Genomic DNA, 15,145 nt, shown 5'->3' with positions numbered 1-15,145 from the left:
AATCTTCCTGCTCCCGAACTTCGCGATCATCCGTCCTCGTTACTGCTTTGACCGGGAGTAAGACCATGTCTGGTAATTTCTGGAAGCTCGGCATTGCCGCGGCACTGACCATTCTGCCGGCATCCATCGCGTCGGCGCAGGAAGCTCTCGACGCCGACCAGGCGGCCGCACTCTGCCACGGCGGCGGGTCCATATGCGTAAGCGCAAAGATACCGGTTGCGCGAACGACACAAGCGGTGCAGAGCTGGATGAGCCCCGATGTCGGCGCCGCGTGGGCGGCTGGCTACAAGGGTAAGGGCGTCACCATCACCATCGTCGACGACTTCAGCAGTTCATCGCGCTTTTCCGGCAATTTCGGCATCGGCACGCGGTACCAGCGGCACGGAGAGTGGACGCGCGAGGAAGCAAGCATGATCGCTCCTGCGGCGACCATCCGCTCCAAGGACTTCTCGACGGGTTCGGCCGTCCCGCTGGCAAGTGGCCGCAACGTGCTCAACCTCAGCTACGGCATGTACGCGAACGCTGGTTACAGCGTGAACCAGATCGGCTGGGCCAAGGAGGAGCAATCGATCATCTCCTACGCCAGCAAGGGATCGGCCATCGTCTCGAAAGCGGCGGGCAACGATTCGGTCGCGGTCGGCGGCGTCACCAGCGGCCAGCAGGATTATCTCGATCTCGCTCTGATCGGCAAACCGACGGCGATCTTTGTTGGCGCGCTGTCGACAAACGGCACGACGTCCAACAAGGCGCAGCTTGCCTGGTATTCCAATTACGCCGGCTCCGACCCGACCGTGCAGAGCCACTTCCTGGTGGTCGGCGTCGAAGGGGACAAGACCGGCCTTTACGGCACGTCCTTCGCCGCGCCGATAATCTCCGGATATGCCGCAATCATCGGCAGCAAATTCACCAAGGCGACCCCGGTTCAGATCACCAATGACCTGCTCAACACGGCTCGCACCGACACGCTGGTCAACTACGACCCCTCCGTCTACGGCAAGGGCGAGGCAAGCCTTTCGCGTGCCCTGGCCCCAGTGGCGATACACTGAGCGGGCCAACGATTTAGGCCTCATCTAAGCCTGAAGTGCCTGCGCGGCGCGTTTGAGCAGTGCGCCGCGATCCATGGCGAATGCTGAATCCACCCATTCCCTTTCGAGATTCTTCAGCGTGGCGCCAAGCTTCGGGCCGGGCGCGGCGCCGAGTTCGGTCAGGTCGGCGCCCTTGATCGGAAAGGTCGGCTTTTGCCATTTCAAGGCGAAGCCGAGCAGGCGCAAGAAACCACCGGCTTCCATCATCGCCCGATTGTCCTCGATGGCCCGTGTCCGCGCGGCGGCGAGCGCGTGCCGCAGCCGATCGACAAAGCCTTCGCGGTCGCCGAAATAGAGCTTCTTCGACAATTCCGTCTCGGTCGTCTTGGGTTCAGGCGGAACCGTCAGGGCCCAGTGTCGCAGGCGCTCCCCCTCGTCGGTCGAAAACCTCAGCCTTTCAGCAAGCGTCTTCATGCGCGCGGCATCCGGCGGAACGACGGCCTCCAGCCTGAGCAGCGGATCGGCATCCCAGCCGAGATCCTTTTCGGTCCTGACCAGCCCGTGGATGGCGTCGATGCCCCATTTCTCGCTCTCCGGCAGCACGGCGGTGAGAACGCCGGCCTGGCGCATCCACAGCAGGGCGCGCGAGGGGTCGGGCGCCGAAAGCAGCTTCTTCAGTTCGGACCAGACGCGTTCGGCCGAAAGCCTGCCGAGCCCGTCCTTCAGCCTGGCGCAGGCCTTCAGGCCCTCCGCGTCGGGCCGGCCATCGCCATACCAGGCGAAGAAGCGGAAGAAGCGCAGGATGCGCAGATAATCCTCGCGGATGCGCGCTTCCGGGTCGCCGATGAAGCGCAGCCGCCGCGCCTCGATATCGGCGACGCCGCCGACAAGATCGACGATGGCGCCGTCGGCTTCGGCGTAAAGCGCGTTGATGGTGAAGTCGCGCCGCGCCGCGTCGGCCTTCCAGTCGCGTCCGAAGATGACTTTCGCCCGCCGACCGTCAGTCTCGATGTCGGCCCTGAGCGTCGTGACCTCATAGGCCTTGCCGCCGGCGATCGCAGTGATGGTGCCGTGCTCGATCCCTGTCGGCACGGTCTTGAAGCCGGCGGCCTGGGCGCGGCGGATCGTGTCCTCTGGCACCGTCGTCGTGGCGATGTCGATGTCGGCGACCGGCTGGCCGATCAGTGCATTACGCACCGCTCCACCGGCCACGCGCGCCTCCTCGCCGCCCTCCTTCAGCGCGGCAAGCAGCTTCTGCAGGTGCTTTTCGCCCAGCCAATCGGCCCTGCCCGAGAGAGACACCTCAGCGCTCACGCATAGAGCCTTTCATAGAGTGTGCGGATGATGCCGGCGGTGACGCCCCAGATCCGCTGGCCGCCATAGGGCATCTCGTAGAAGAACCATTCGAGGTCGTTCCACATGCGGCTGTCGCGCGCGTGGTTGACAGGGTCCATCAGGAAGCGCAGCGGCACCTCGAAGGCGGCGTCGACCTCGTCGGCGTTGAGCATCAGCGAAAAGCCCGGCCGCACCACCGAAAGCACCGGCACGATGCGGTAGCCGCTGCCGGAGACATAGTCGGGCATGCGGCCTATGATTTCGATGTGATCCCGGTCGAGGCCGATCTCCTCGAAGCTCTCCCGCAGCGCGGTGGCCTCAGGACCGGGATCGGTCGGATCGATGGTGCCGCCGGGAAAAGCGACCTGGCCGGAATGGCTGCGCAGCTTCTCGGCCCGCTTGGTGAGCAGCACCGTGGCGCCGTCGGCATGATCGATGACCGGGATCAGAACCGCGGCGTCGCGCAACGGTTTTATATGCTTCAGCCTGGGATGGCCTGGATTGAAGCGGTGGTCGCCGAACTCGTCGCCGTATTGCACCTCGGCCTGCGCCGCTGCGCGGGCGCGAAAATCCGCGATCGAGAACGGTACCGGCGCCACCTGATCCATCACGCGCTTAGCCGCTCGAGCTTTTCGGCCGGCATGATCGGATAGACTTCGCCGCCGGAGCGGACGGCGAACATTGCCCTGCCGCCGACGTCGATCACCTCGCCATGCTCGACCAGTTCGTACATCACCGGCCGCGCCACCAAGGCTTCCAGCCGCCCGCGCACCAGCAGATAGGGCTTGAGCCCGCCGGTGGCGTCCTCGTCGACGAAGCGCAGCGGATGGCCGGGCCCGGCGGTGACCACGTCCCCGACATTGGTGCGGAAGGTAAAGACCTGGCCGTGGCCGGTCCCGGACACGTTCATCTCGACGGCGATGAAGGGCGCGTCGACGACGCGGATGCCCACGCGCTCCACCGGCGTCACCAGATAAGTCTTGCCGTCGGCGTCCTTGCGCAAGACGCTGGAAAAGAGCTGCACCAGCGGCATCCGCCCGATCGGCGTGCCCAGATAGAACCAGGTGCCGTCGGCCCTGATCTCCATATCGAGATCGCCGCAGAAGTCCGGATTCCAACGCTCCACCGGAGCCGGCCCCTTGCCGGCGCGCGCCGCTCGCGAGATCAGCGCCTCCAGCCCGCGCGCCTCGGTGGCGCTGGTCAGGCCCTTTTCACCGGATTCTGTGCGATGCGTCATGGTCACGAAATAGTCACTGTTGTCCCGATTGTCAGCCTTGTCAGCCCTAGCCTGTGATTTAAGTTCAATCGCAGGCGCCGGGCGAGGCCGAATCGCGGCATTCTGCGAATCGAGAATGCAAGCCGGTATTTCCAACCACAAGGATCGAGCGGCATGAGCGTGATGATCAAGGAAAGCCCGTTGAGCGACAAGGCGATGATCGAGCAAGCCGAGAAGGCGCTGTCGGACATCTCCAAGGTTCGCGACGGCATAGGCCGCGTGATCTTCGGCCAGGAAGCCGTCGTCGAGCGCACGCTCGTTGCGCTGCTTGCCGGCGGCCATGCGCTGCTCGTCGGCGTGCCGGGCCTCGCCAAGACCAAGCTGGTCGAGACGCTTGGCATCGTGCTCGGCCTCGATTCCCGCCGCATCCAGTTCACGCCCGACCTGATGCCGTCCGACATTCTCGGCTCCGAGGTGATGGAGCAGGATGAGCTTGGCAAACGATCCTTCCGCTTCATCCGCGGGCCTATCTTCTCGCAGCTTTTGATGGCCGACGAGATCAACCGAGCCTCGCCCCGCACGCAGTCGGCGCTGCTGCAGGCGATGCAGGAATATCACGTCACCATTGCCGGCGTTCGCCACGACCTGCCCTCGCCGTTCCATGTGCTGGCGACGCAGAACCCGCTGGAGCAGGAAGGCACCTATCCGCTGCCGGAAGCCCAGCTCGACCGTTTCCTGATGCAGGTCGACATCCTCTATCCGGAGATCGAGGCCGAACGCCGCATCCTGCTCGAAACCACCGGCGTCGAGGAGGCCAGGGCCGACAATGTGCTGCAGCCGGCCAGGCTGAAGGAGATTCAGACGCTGATCCGCCGCATGCCGGTGCCAGAAACCGTCGTCGAAGCGATCCTCAAGCTGGTACGCTCGGCTCGTCCCGGTCAGGGCATTGCCGACACCGACAAGCATGTCGCCTGGGGTCCTGGTCCGCGCGCCAGCCAGGCGCTGACCCTGTGCGCCCGAGCACGCGCCCTATATGATGGCAGGCTGGCGCCATCGGTCGACGACATCCGTGCCCTGGCCGAGCCGGTGCTGCAGCATCGCATGGCGCTGACTTTCGCCGCCCGCGCCGAAGGCACATCCGTGCGCGACGTGGTGGCGAAACTGGCAAAAGGCATCTGATGGGTCGAATAGGCGAGGTCCAGGCACCGGTTGCGACGCGCGACGCGCTCGCCCGTGGCCGGTTGCGGGCCTCTCTGGTGCCGGATCTGCTGGTCGAGGCGCGCCGCATCGTCAACACGGTGATCGCCGGCTGGCATGGCCGCCGCAAGCGCGGCATCGGCGAGAATTTCTGGCAGTTCCGCCCCTATGTCGAAGGCGATGCCTCGCGCATCGACTGGCGCCGGTCAGCCCGCGACGACCACACATATGTGCGCGACCGCGAGTGGGAGGCGGCCCATACCGTCTGGCTCTGGTCGGACCCCTCCCCGTCCATGCTCTACAAGTCAGCGGGAGCCGGCGTTTCCAAGGAATCGCGTGCGCTGGTGCTGGCGCTTGCGTTGGCCGAGCTCCTGTCGCGCAGCGGCGAGCGCATCGCCTGGCCGGGCCTCACAGACCCGTTCACCGCCCGCAACGGCGCCGAACGCATCGCGGCCCAGCTCAGCCATGCCGGCAACCTGGCGGCCAAGCCCGATCTCTCGGCAATCCGCCGCTTCTGCGACATCGTCATCGTCAGCGACTTCCTCGACCCGGTCGAGGAGACCATGGCCTGGCTCGACGTGCTCGCGCGTCACGGTGTGCGCGCGCATCTGATCGAGGTCGCCGACCCGGCCGAGGAGACCTTCCCTTATGCCGGCCGCACCGAATTCACCGATCCCGAGACCGGCGACAAGCTGACCGCCGGCCGCGCCGAAACGCTTAAAGACGAATACCGCCTGCTCTATATCGCTCGCCGCCAGGAACTGGCCGGCTGGTGCAAGCGCCTCGGCTGGAGCTTTACCGTCAACCATACCGACCGCCTCGCCTCCGAGGCGCTCGTGCGGGTCCACATGGCGATGACCGCCGACAGCAGCCGTCCGGGGCTGACCTCGGGTCATGCCGGGCTGACCGCCGGTGGCGATGCCGGAAAGGCGGTCGCATGAGTTGGCTGCCGCTATCCTTCGGCGCGCCGATGGTGCTGTGGGGTCTGCTGGCCCTGCCGGTGATCTGGTACCTGCTGAGGCTGACGCCGCCCAGGCCGCGGACCGAGGTCTTTCCGCCGCTGAGGATCCTCGCCCGCGTCCTGAGGCGCGAGGAGACGCCGCATCAAAGCCCCTGGTGGCTGACATTGCTTCGCCTGCTGATGGCCGCCCTCATCGTCACCGCGCTCGCCGAGCCGATCTTCAATCCGCGCGAAAAGCTGCCGGCGGAGGGCTCGGCGCTCGCGCTGGTGATCGACAACGACTGGGCAAGCGCCGCCGACTGGGGCAAGCGCGTCGCCACCGCCGAGCGGCTGATTGCCGACGCCGGCTCGAACGGCGTGCCGGTCGTCATCGCCTTTACCGCCGAGAAACCGAATGCCGAGATCGGCCCCTTCGATGCATCGGCCGCGCTCGACCGCCTGCGCGCGGCAAAGCCGCGCCCGATCCCGACCGACCGCCCTGCCGTCTATGGCCGCGTCGCAGCCACATTGGAGCGCCTGCCTGGCGCCAGCGTCGCCGTGCTTGCCGATGGCCTTGCCGCCAATGGCGACGAAGCGGCGTTCAAGACGCTCCTGGAAAAGAATGCCGCGAGGCTGGTCTGGGCCACCTCGGACCGGCTCTCTGTCACCGGCCTGACCGGCGCCGACAATCAGGTCGACGGTTTCACGCTCACAGCCATCCGCGCGCCGGGCGACCCGGCGCCGGCGCAGGTCACGGCGGGCGCCTTCGACGACAAGGGCCGCCGCATCGCCGACGCGACGCTAACCTTCGCGCCGGGTCAGGCCACCGCCACCGGAACGATGAGGGTGCCCTTCGAATTGCGCAACGACTTCGCCTCGATAGCACTCGATGGCGAGCACCAGGCCGGTGCCGTTCGCGTGCTGGACGAGAGCTCCAAGCGCCGCCGTGTCGGTCTGCTTTCGCAGGCCGAGGCAGACCAGGCGCAGCCGCTGCTGTCGCCGCTTTATTACATTCGCCGCGCCCTGCAGCCTTTCGCCGATCTGGTGGAGCCGTCGAGCGCCGATCTGGCCGATGCCATTCCGCAGCTTCTCGACCAGAAGCCGGCGATGATCATCATGGCCGATGTCGGGACCATCCCCGCGCAGGTCCGGCAACGGCTGGTCGACTGGGTGAACAATGGCGGCACGCTGGTGCGCTTTGCCGGTTCAAGGCTAGCCGCCGCCGGCAACGACGATGATCTCTTGCCGGTCCGGCTGCGCAGCGGCGAGCGCGCGCTGGGCGGCGCACTTTCATGGACGACGCCGCAACCGGTCATCGAATTCCCGAAGAACGGCCCGTTCGCCGATCTCGCGCCGCCGACCGAGGTGACGGTCAGCCGGCAGGTGCTGGCCGAGCCGACGCCCGACATCGTCGAGCGCACCTGGGCGACGCTTGCCGACGGCACGCCGCTGGTCACGGGCATGAAGAAGGACAAGGGCACGCTGGTGCTCTTCCATGTGACACCGGAGGCGACCTGGTCGAACCTGCCGATCTCCGGCAGTTTCGTCGAGATGCTGAGGCGCATAGTGCAATTGTCGCGCAACCAGGGCGCCGCGGTCGCCAATGCCGAGGCCGCCGCAGCATCGCTGGCGCCCTATCGTATGATCGGCGCCGACGGCGCACTGGTGCCGCCGACGCCCGATGCGCGGCCGCTCGTGCCGGCGGCCGGCCTGCTTCCGGTGACGCTGGAAAACCCGCCCGGCCTCTACGGTTCGGAAACCGGCGTTTTTGCGCATAACCTGCTCAACGCCTCAAGCACATTCGCGCCGCTTGCTCGGCCGCAGATCTCGCTGCCGGTGACAGCCATCCCTTACGCCTTCGACGAATCGGAGAACCTGAAAGGCCCGCTGGTCACATTGGCCCTCTTGCTGATGGTGCTCGACACACTTGCCGTGTTCTGGATGGGTGGGCTGTTCTCGCGCCGGCCGCGCCGCGCCGCGGCGACCGCCGCTGCCGTGCTGATCGTGTTCGGTGGGCTCTTCGGCCACGCCGATCTTGCCCGCGCCGATGATTCGAAGCCGGGCGATTCCCAGGCGATCGAGGACATTTCGAAAACTCGGATCGCCTATGTGATCACCGGCGAGCCCGGCGTCGATTCAATCAGCCGCGCCGGCCTCGAAGGCCTCACCCGCTTCCTGATCGAAAAGACCGCGCTGGAACCCGGCCCGCCGGCGGGCGTCGACATCTCCAAGGACGAACTGACCTTCTATCCGCTGATCTATTGGCCGATCGACGCCACCGCGCCGATGCCCAGCCAAGCGGCAATCGCCCGCATCGACGCCTATATGCAGCAGGGCGGCACGGTTCTCTTCGACACGCGCGACCAGTTCTCCAACGGCATCGGCGCCGGCTCGGCAAGCCCGGCCACCGAGCGGCTGCGCGACATCCTCGGCAATCTGAACGTGCCGCCGCTGGAGCCGGTGCCCTCGGACCATGTGCTGACGAAGTCCTTCTTCATCCTTCCCGAGTTTCCCGGCCGCTTCAACGGCAGTCCGCTCTGGGTCGAGGCCTCGCTCGACGCCAGCAATACCGAGAACCGTCCCGTGCGCACCGGCGACGGCGTCTCTCCGATCATGATCACCGGTAACGATTTCGCCGGCGCCTGGGCGGTCGACGAGAACGGCGATGCGATGCTGCCGACCGTGCCGCCGGATCCGATGCAGCGCGTCTACGCGTTGCGCGCCGGCGTCAACATCATGATGTACATGCTGACCGGCAACTACAAATCCGACCAGGTGCATGTGCCCGTCCTGCTCGAACGGCTGGGACAGTAGATCATGAACTGGTCGATCTCCTTCGAGCCGCTCGTTTCCTGGCCGCTGTTCTGGGCCGTCATCGTGCCGCTCGCGCTGCTCGCGCTGGCCGGCCTGTGGTTCCGTCAGCGCGGCTCTGTCTTGCGCTTCATCGCCCTGCTCGCGCTGGGCGCGGCACTGCTCAATCCCGTTTTCCTCGACGAGGAACGCGAGGCATTGAAGAGCGTCGTCGCTGTCATCGTCGATCGCAGCCAGAGCCAGGACATCGGCGAGCGCACCAAGCAGACCGACGAGGCGCTGACCGGCCTTCAGCAGCGCCTCGGCCGCTTCAAGCAATTCGACGTCCGCGTCGTCGAGGCCGGCAAATCCGAGGCCGCCGATGAGCGCACGGAAACCAGGCTGTTCGGCGCGCTGGAAAGCGCTTTCCGCGATGTGCCGCCCTCGCGCATCGGCGGTGCCATCATGATCACCGATGGCGAGGTGCATGACGCGCCGGCCGGCGCTCCGGAATTCAACGCGCCGCTTCATGCGCTGATCACCGGCAACGAGCACGAGAAGGACCGCCGCATCCGCTTCGAGAACGCGCCGCGCTTCGGCCTCGTCGGCAAGCCGCTCGACATGAGCTATCGGGTCATTTCCACGAAAGGCCAGGGCGGCCCGGTCGACGTGCGGGTCTCGGTCAATGGCGAGCAGGTCTCTGTCGAGCATGCGACCATCGGCCAGCCGATGAAGCTTGAAGTCACCATTCCCAACGCCGGCCGCAACATCGTCCAGCTTTCGATCGATCACGAGCCGGGCGAGCTGACCGACGCCAACAACCGCGCCATCGCGCTGGTCGACGGCATTCGCGATCATCTGCGCGTGCTTCTGGTCTCCGGCGAGCCGCATGCCGGCGAGCGCACCTGGCGCAACCTGTTGAAATCCGACGCTTCGGTCGACCTCGTCCACTTCACCATTCTGCGGCCGCCGGAAAAGCAGGACGGCACGCCGATCAACGAGCTGTCGCTGATCGCCTTCCCGACGCGCGAGCTGTTCGTCGAGAAGATCAAGGATTTCGATCTGATCATCTTCGACCGCTACCAGCATCGCGACGTGCTGCCGATCCTCTATTACGACTACATCTCCGAATATGTCGAAAAGGGTGGCGCGCTGCTGATTGCCGCCGGCCCCGAATATGCCGGCGACAGCTCCATCGCCCGCACACCGCTGATGTCGGCCCTGCCCGCGATGCCGAGCGGCGAGGTCGTCGACAAGGCCTTCTATCCGCGTCTCACCGATCTTGGCCAGCGCCACCCGGTCACGCGCGGGCTCGACGGCTCCGCCGCCGATCCGCCGCGCTGGAGCCGCTGGTTCCGCACCATCGGCGTCAAGAACCCCGAGGGCCAGGTGGTGATGAAAGGGGCCGACGACCGCCCCCTGCTTGTGCTTGACCGCAAGGGCGAAGGGCGGGTCGGCATGCTGCTTTCCGATCAGGGCTGGCTGTGGGCGCGCGGCTTCGAAGGCGGCGGGCCGCATGTCCAGCTCTATCGGCGCATCGCCCATTGGCTGATGAAGGAACCCGACCTTGAAGAAGAACGGCTGACCGCCGACGGTCGTGGCATGGTGCTGGAAATTCGCCGCCAGACGATGAGCGATGATCCCGGGCCCGCCCAGGTGATCACGCCTTCCGGCAAGACGATGACGGTCAAACTGGAAAAGGCCGAACCAGGGATTTTCACGGGCAGCCTGCAGACCAGCGAGATCGGCCTCTATCAGGTCGGCAACGGCGACCTCACCGCGCTTGCCCATGTCGGCCCGATCAATGCGCCGGAATTCGCCGATGTCGTTTCCACCGAGGACAGGCTGAAGGCGCCGGCCGAGGCGACCGGCGGCAGCGTGCGCCGGCTCGCGCCATCCTCCATGCTTGGCGATCTGGCGGGCGGTGTGGCGCTGCCTTCGATCGTGCCGGTCCGCTCCTCGGGCGCGGCATCGGGGAACGATTGGATCGGGCTCCGCACCACCGACGACAGCACGCTGAAGGCCGTCTCGCGCGTGCCGCTGTTCGGCGGCTTCCTCGGCCTCGGCCTGCTGCTCTTGGCCATCGGCTCGATGTGGTATCGCGAAGGAAGGTAGAGCCTTTTCCTTCTGCCCGTCTCGCTCTCCCTCTCCCAGTACATGGGCTGAGGTAGAGCCGCCCTACTCTTCCGGCTCGGTCGTGAACAGCAGCGGATAGCCCTTGGCCTTGCCCGCGTCGGTTGCTCGCGCGGCCTTGGTCTCGGCGACGTCGCGCGTGAAGACGGCGACCACGCAGACGCCGCGCGTGTGCGCGGTGATCATCACGCGATGCGCCTGATCCTCGCTGAGCTTGAATTCGCCTTTCAGCACCGTCACCACGAACTCCCGCGGCGTGAAGTCGTCATTGACCAGGATCACCTTGTAGAGCTTCGGCCGCTCGGTCTTCGGCTGGGTCTTGGCACGCGGTTTGAGGACGGTCTCAGGCATCGGAATTCACCAGTTGGAAACTGGGTCTGGCTTGCACTCTCTCATCCAAGGAAGCATTCGTCCATCTGTCCGCTGGAGGGCGGAGGATCGAAGGACGATGAAGGTGGGACAGCGTTGTTTGCGCTTCAACGCCCCTGTCGACCGATCGTGCGACGCATCACGGTGTCGGTTTTGCCGGAGTCGCCGTCGTCCATGTTGAAACCGCGCTCCATGAAGGCGGCAAACATCCAGGCGACGAACCCGATCAGCGTCGCGCCCGACAGCACGATCAGGATCCAGCTCTGTGCCGGCGTGATGTAGTCGAAGCTCGATGAGATCGCCGGCGCGAAAAGTTCCGGCTCGGTCCTGCCGCTGGCGGGATCCGGCACTGGGCTGGCTCTAAAGATGATCAGCGCTTTTGCCGCCGCGGTGGCAATCAAGCCGCCGAGAGCCAGCGAGCGCATCATGGACGAACGCCGCTTCTTCATGCGGATTGTCCTACGGCACCGGCATTGCGATCGGGTTAAGGAAGTGGCGCGGCGCAAGCTGCCGGTGTCAGGTTTCGGCCGCCGGAAACCGCCCCGGCCGGTTTCGGCCGGAGCGGTCTTGAAAGATCAGGACCGAAGCCTGGATTAGGACTTCTTCGCGTCCTTCTTCGGGGCCTTCTTGACCGGGCACTTGTGGGTCTTGGTCACCTTGCAGACCTTCTTGGCGGCGACCTTCTTCGGAGCGGTCTTCGCCGTAGCATCAGCGGCCGGAGCCGTGGTCGTGGTCGAGGCGGCAGGAGCAGCGGTCGTCGTGGCGGCGGCGTTGCCGACAGCCGGCATCGAGAAAGCGAGAGCAACAGCGAGGCCGAGGGCGGAGAGGAGGGACTTTTTCATGGCTTCATTTCCTTTTTCATGCGGGTCGAGGAGTTGAGCGTCACTGAACCGGGTCGATCGGTGTCACTCCAAGCAGCTTCAAAGCGTTTGCGAGCATCCGGATGCCCTGCGCCTGTTTCTTGGCAGCGCAGAACCGGTTTCCCTTTCTTTGAAGTGCCTTCGCCGCGGTGACCTGCGTTGCCGCGGCATGGGTTTCGAGGGCTTCGTCAACTTGACGGTTGAGATTGGTGCAGCGCTCGGTCCGGGTCAGCGGCGTTACCTTTGCGTTGGAGGCCCCGACCGCGGCTGTGATGAGCGACATGCTGAGCAAAGCACCCATCACGCTGATCCAGAACCTCTGCATCGGTCTTGCCCGTTACTCCGGAAACTTGCGTCGCAGCCGATGACCTGACCGCCACGGCACCAGTTATGCCCTTGAAATTTTTCACGAGTTTTTCCCGACTGTAGAATTTTGTTTCTGAATTGTTTCTGGGGAAGCCATTCCGTCCCACGTCGCCACCACTGGCCAAGATGTGGCCCGAATTCTATCGTGTGGGTGATCACCGAAGGGCGGCTTGGCTGCAGCAAATCGCGGGGTTCTCGTGAAATCCGACTCGCACATACTGATCGTCGATGACGACAAGGGCATACGGGACCTGCTTCAGGAATTTTTCCAGAAGCGGGGGCTGCGCACGACGGTGGCTGCCGACGGTACCGAGATGGAGGCGATCCTGCGCCGCGCGCAGGTCGACCTGATCGTCCTCGATGTGATGCTTCCCGGAAAAAGCGGGCTGGAACTTTGCCGCGAGATCCGCGCCAACCACACGACACCGATCATCATGCTGACCGCGGTGACCGAGACGACGGATCGTGTCGTCGGCCTCGAGATGGGCGCTGATGATTATGTGCCGAAACCCTTCGATCCGCGCGAATTGCTCGCCCGCATCCGCGCGGTACTGAGGCGCAACGGCACTGCCGAGCCGCGCCGGCCCACAGCCAAGCAGATCTACCGCTTTGCCGGCTGGACGATGGATTGCTCACGCCGCCGGCTGACGGCGCCCGACGACGTGCGGGTGGAACTGACGATGGCGGAGTTCAACCTGCTGCAGACCTTCGTCAAGAGCGCGCAGCGCGTACTCACCCGCGAGCAACTCATCGAGCTGTCCGGCGGCGACACCGGCTATAGCTTCGACCGCAGCGTCGACATCCTGGTGAGCCGCCTGCGCCGCAAGATGGAGGACGATCCGAAGACGCCGAAACTGATCTTGACCGTACGCAGCGGCGGTTATCAGTTTCTGCCCGAAACGACCTCCGAATGAGACGCTTGCTGCCGCAAACCCTGCCTGTCTGGGTTCTGCTCATCGTCATTGCCGGCCTGATGATCAGCCAGGTCGCGACGCTTTATATCGTGGCGCGCGACCGCGCCGCCGCCAACGATGTGGTTGATCTCTACCGGCTGAACGACCGCGCCTATTCGCTGGTGCAGCTGATGCATGACGCCACGCCTGAAGAACGCAAGGCGACCGCGTCCGGTCTTTTCAATGCCACCTATGCGCTGACCGTTTCGGACACCCCCGCCGTCACCTCCTCGATCGCCGGCGATGACCAGCTTGCCGAGCTGGAGGACATCCTGGTCGGCCGGCTGTCCAAGTTCGGCATCACCGACGCCCGCGTGCGACGCGATCCGGCGACCCAGGAAGCCGATGTCCCGGACGGCCAGGTGATGAACAAGGATGTCGGCCAGGTCGAGCGCGATCTGCTGGTGCTGGCCGCGGATTTCGCCCAGAGCGACAAGCTGACGGCATCGCTGCGCTTTTCCGACGGCCAGTGGCTGAATTTCACCGAGCCGATCACGCCGGCTGGGCCGATCCTGAGTTGGGACAGCCTGCCGCTCTATTCGCTGATAGCAGGACTGATCATCGTGATGTCGATCTGGTCGCTGCGCCGGCTGACCGCGCCCTATCGCATGATGGAGACCGCGGTGAACCGCATCGGCAAGGACCTCAAAAGCCCGCCCATCGCCGAGACCGGCAGCCGCGAGATCCGCGCCGCGGCAAAGGCGGTCAACGCCATGCAAATGCGCCTGCGCGATTATGTCGAGGACCGCGAGCACCTGGCGGCGGCACTGGCGCATGATCTGCGCACGCCGCTGACCAGGATGCGATTGCGTCTCGAGCTGCTGCGCAAATCGCGGGCCCGTGAAGCGCTGGCGCATGACCTTGCCGACATCGAGAGCATTGCAAGCTCGGTGATCGACTTCGCCAAATTCGAGGTCACCGAGGAAAAGGCCGAGCGGATCGACTTCTGGTCGCTCGTGGAGTCGGTCGCCGACATGTTCGAGGATGCTTCGTTCGACGAGGACGCCACGCCTTCGCGCGGCCTGGTCTGCATCGCGCGGCCGGTGGCGCTGCGCCGCTGCATCACCAATCTCGTCCAGAACGCAGTCACCTATGGCAAGAAGGCGCATATCGGCGTGCGGCGCTCTGGCGACACCATCACGCTCGGCATCCGCGATGAAGGACCGGGCATTCCGCAGGCAAAGCTGGATCAGGTGTTCGGTTCCTTCGTGCGCCTCGAACAGTCGCGCAACCGCGAGACCGGCGGGCTGGGCCTCGGCCTCACCATCGCCCGCAACATCGCCCGCGGCGCCGGCGGCGAGATCAGCCTTTCCAACCATCCCGGCGGCGGCCTGCTGACGGAACTGCGCCTGCCGCTGGCAGCTTGAGTCAGCAGGCGCTTTCCCGGCTGCTGCGAGGGACTGGATCAGCCGCGCCATACTTGTGATAGTGCGGCACGCCTACAGCGCCGTGCATCCTCCAGGTCGCGCAAAGGACGCTGCAGCACTTCAATTTGGTGCATGATCCTTACCGAACCGAAGGTCAGCGACGCAAAATCGACTCCGATTTTCAGGTCCATGCACAAGGAGCCGAACCATGTTCTACGCGATCCTTGCCTATCACGTCGAAGAGACCGTCCAGTCCTGGACGCCCGACGAGGATGCCGCCGTCATGAAAGATCTGCTCGAGATCAACGACAGGCTGACCCGCGCCGGCAAGCTGGGCCCGGCGGCCAGGCTGGGCGAGACGGCGAAAGCCGTCACGCTGCGCGGTCCGGGCGACGGCCTGGTGATCGACGGCCCCTTTGCTGAGACCAAGGAGCAGTTGCTCGGCCTCTATGTCCTCGATTGCGCCAACCAGGACGAGGCGATAGCGGTGGCTCGCGATCTCAAGCGCGTGAATCCCACCGCTGTCTATGAGATCCGGCCGATCGCGCTTTATCTGCCGGGAGCGCCGCTGGCGGTCAGCTGAGATAGAGCTTT

At 65.3% G+C, this 15,145-nt stretch carries 16 protein-coding genes; 8 read left to right on the top strand and 8 right to left on the bottom strand.

All coding sequences use genetic code 11. The annotated features are described in order from the left end of the window. Positions 1-65: 65 nt before the first annotated feature. The gene (locus tag CK220_RS26710; protein ID WP_095814392.1) at positions 66-1,046 is read left to right on the top strand and encodes a S8 family serine peptidase; all 981 of its coding nucleotides are present in this window, start codon (positions 66-68) and stop codon (positions 1,044-1,046) included. Positions 1,047-1,070: 24 nt separating this feature from the next. Here CK220_RS26710 and CK220_RS26705 read toward each other — a convergent pair whose 3' ends face one another. Genes CK220_RS26705 through CK220_RS26695 form a run of 3 tightly spaced genes read right to left on the bottom strand, consistent with a single transcriptional unit; the run spans position 1,071 to position 3,597 of the window. Beyond that, a complete protein-coding gene (locus CK220_RS26705; RefSeq protein ID WP_095814391.1) occupies positions 1,071-2,339 on the bottom strand; it encodes a CCA tRNA nucleotidyltransferase in 1,269 nt (422 codons plus the stop codon). Then, a complete protein-coding gene (locus tag CK220_RS26700; protein WP_095814390.1) occupies positions 2,336-2,968 on the bottom strand; it encodes a CoA pyrophosphatase in 633 nt (210 codons plus the stop codon). Before CK220_RS26700 ends, CK220_RS26705 begins: the two co-directional genes overlap by 4 nt. Next, the gene (locus CK220_RS26695; protein WP_095814389.1) at positions 2,968-3,597 is read right to left on the bottom strand and encodes a DUF1285 domain-containing protein; all 630 of its coding nucleotides are present in this window, start codon (positions 3,595-3,597) and stop codon (positions 2,968-2,970) included. Before CK220_RS26695 ends, CK220_RS26700 begins: the two co-directional genes overlap by 1 nt. A 153-nt stretch (positions 3,598-3,750) precedes the next feature. Here CK220_RS26695 and CK220_RS26690 point away from each other — a divergent pair, with 153 nt between their 5' ends. From CK220_RS26690 to CK220_RS26675, 4 genes are read left to right on the top strand one after another with little or no spacing between them, the layout of a single operon-like run. Then, positions 3,751-4,755 carry a MoxR family ATPase gene (locus CK220_RS26690; protein ID WP_095814388.1) on the top strand — a complete coding sequence of 335 codons (1,005 nt, stop codon included), beginning with the start codon at positions 3,751-3,753 and terminating at the stop codon, positions 4,753-4,755. Beyond that, a complete protein-coding gene (locus tag CK220_RS26685) occupies positions 4,755-5,714 on the top strand; it encodes a DUF58 domain-containing protein (RefSeq protein WP_095814387.1) in 960 nt (319 codons plus the stop codon). The genes CK220_RS26690 and CK220_RS26685 overlap by 1 nt, the downstream gene beginning before the upstream one ends. Then, positions 5,711-8,527, top strand: a complete 2,817-nt coding sequence (locus tag CK220_RS26680) for a DUF4159 domain-containing protein (RefSeq protein ID WP_095814386.1) — start codon at positions 5,711-5,713, stop codon at positions 8,525-8,527. The genes CK220_RS26685 and CK220_RS26680 overlap by 4 nt, the downstream gene beginning before the upstream one ends. A gap of 3 nt (positions 8,528-8,530) precedes the next feature. Further along, positions 8,531-10,618 (top strand): hypothetical protein, encoded by a 2,088-nt coding sequence (locus tag CK220_RS26675; protein ID WP_095814385.1) that lies wholly within the window; start codon positions 8,531-8,533, stop codon positions 10,616-10,618. Between the two features lie 63 nt (positions 10,619-10,681). Here the strand turns inward: CK220_RS26675 and clpS are convergent, their stop codons facing one another. The 4 genes from clpS to CK220_RS26655 form a co-directional block, all read right to left on the bottom strand. Then, positions 10,682-10,987, bottom strand: a complete 306-nt coding sequence (clpS, locus tag CK220_RS26670) for an ATP-dependent Clp protease adapter ClpS (RefSeq protein WP_095814384.1) — start codon at positions 10,985-10,987, stop codon at positions 10,682-10,684. A gap of 125 nt (positions 10,988-11,112) precedes the next feature. Beyond that, on the bottom strand, positions 11,113-11,454 hold the full coding sequence (locus CK220_RS26665; protein WP_245429414.1) for a hypothetical protein: 342 nt from the start codon (positions 11,452-11,454) through the stop codon (positions 11,113-11,115). Positions 11,455-11,598: 144 nt separating this feature from the next. Beyond that, a complete protein-coding gene (locus CK220_RS26660; protein WP_095814383.1) occupies positions 11,599-11,847 on the bottom strand; it encodes a hypothetical protein in 249 nt (82 codons plus the stop codon). A gap of 40 nt (positions 11,848-11,887) precedes the next feature. Next, complete coding sequence (locus CK220_RS26655) at positions 11,888-12,190, bottom strand: hypothetical protein (RefSeq protein WP_066994286.1); 303 nt, start codon at positions 12,188-12,190, stop codon at positions 11,888-11,890. 238 nt (positions 12,191-12,428) lie between these two features. Between CK220_RS26655 and CK220_RS26650 the strand changes: the two genes are divergently transcribed. Beyond that, positions 12,429-13,145 (top strand): response regulator transcription factor, encoded by a 717-nt coding sequence (locus CK220_RS26650; protein WP_095814382.1) that lies wholly within the window; start codon positions 12,429-12,431, stop codon positions 13,143-13,145. After that, complete coding sequence (locus tag CK220_RS26645; protein WP_095814381.1) at positions 13,142-14,551, top strand: ATP-binding protein; 1,410 nt, start codon at positions 13,142-13,144, stop codon at positions 14,549-14,551. Before CK220_RS26650 ends, CK220_RS26645 begins: the two co-directional genes overlap by 4 nt. Before the next feature lie 38 nt (positions 14,552-14,589). On the opposite strand, the gene CK220_RS32120 is transcribed toward CK220_RS26645, so the two are convergent. Further along, the gene (locus CK220_RS32120) at positions 14,590-14,742 is read right to left on the bottom strand and encodes a hypothetical protein (protein ID WP_176479224.1); all 153 of its coding nucleotides are present in this window, start codon (positions 14,740-14,742) and stop codon (positions 14,590-14,592) included. Between the two features lie 17 nt (positions 14,743-14,759). On the opposite strand from CK220_RS32120, the gene CK220_RS26640 reads away from it, so the two are divergent. Further along, entirely contained in the window at positions 14,760-15,134 is a 375-nt protein-coding gene (locus CK220_RS26640; RefSeq protein WP_095814380.1) for a YciI family protein, read from the top strand. Positions 15,135-15,145: the final 11 nt, after the last annotated feature.

Source organism: Mesorhizobium sp. WSM3860, from assembly GCF_002294995.1.
In the GTDB taxonomy this organism is placed as follows: Bacteria; Pseudomonadota; Alphaproteobacteria; order Rhizobiales; family Rhizobiaceae; genus Mesorhizobium.
The sequence above is the reverse complement of the archived record's forward strand: the minus strand, read 5'-3'. Positions and strand labels throughout refer to the sequence as shown.

Coding starts and splice junctions, on each gene's coding strand:
- CK220_RS26710 (WP_095814392.1), top strand. CDS start 66: ATGTCTGGTAATTTCTGGAAGCTCGGCATTGCCGCGGCACTGACCATT.
- CK220_RS26700 (WP_095814390.1), bottom strand. CDS start 2,968: ATGGATCAGGTGGCGCCGGTACCGTTCTCGATCGCGGATTTTCGCGCC.
- CK220_RS26695 (WP_095814389.1), bottom strand. CDS start 3,597: ATGACGCATCGCACAGAATCCGGTGAAAAGGGCCTGACCAGCGCCACC.
- CK220_RS26690 (WP_095814388.1), top strand. CDS start 3,751: ATGAGCGTGATGATCAAGGAAAGCCCGTTGAGCGACAAGGCGATGATC.
- CK220_RS26685 (WP_095814387.1), top strand. CDS start 4,755: ATGGGTCGAATAGGCGAGGTCCAGGCACCGGTTGCGACGCGCGACGCG.
- CK220_RS26680 (WP_095814386.1), top strand. CDS start 5,711: ATGAGTTGGCTGCCGCTATCCTTCGGCGCGCCGATGGTGCTGTGGGGT.
- CK220_RS26675 (WP_095814385.1), top strand. CDS start 8,531: ATGAACTGGTCGATCTCCTTCGAGCCGCTCGTTTCCTGGCCGCTGTTC.
- clpS (WP_095814384.1), bottom strand. CDS start 10,987: ATGCCTGAGACCGTCCTCAAACCGCGTGCCAAGACCCAGCCGAAGACC.
- CK220_RS26665 (WP_245429414.1), bottom strand. CDS start 11,454: ATGAAGAAGCGGCGTTCGTCCATGATGCGCTCGCTGGCTCTCGGCGGC.
- CK220_RS26660 (WP_095814383.1), bottom strand. CDS start 11,847: ATGAAAAAGTCCCTCCTCTCCGCCCTCGGCCTCGCTGTTGCTCTCGCT.
- CK220_RS26655 (WP_066994286.1), bottom strand. CDS start 12,190: ATGCAGAGGTTCTGGATCAGCGTGATGGGTGCTTTGCTCAGCATGTCG.
- CK220_RS26645 (WP_095814381.1), top strand. CDS start 13,142: ATGAGACGCTTGCTGCCGCAAACCCTGCCTGTCTGGGTTCTGCTCATC.
- CK220_RS32120 (WP_176479224.1), bottom strand. CDS start 14,742: ATGGACCTGAAAATCGGAGTCGATTTTGCGTCGCTGACCTTCGGTTCG.
- CK220_RS26640 (WP_095814380.1), top strand. CDS start 14,760: ATGTTCTACGCGATCCTTGCCTATCACGTCGAAGAGACCGTCCAGTCC.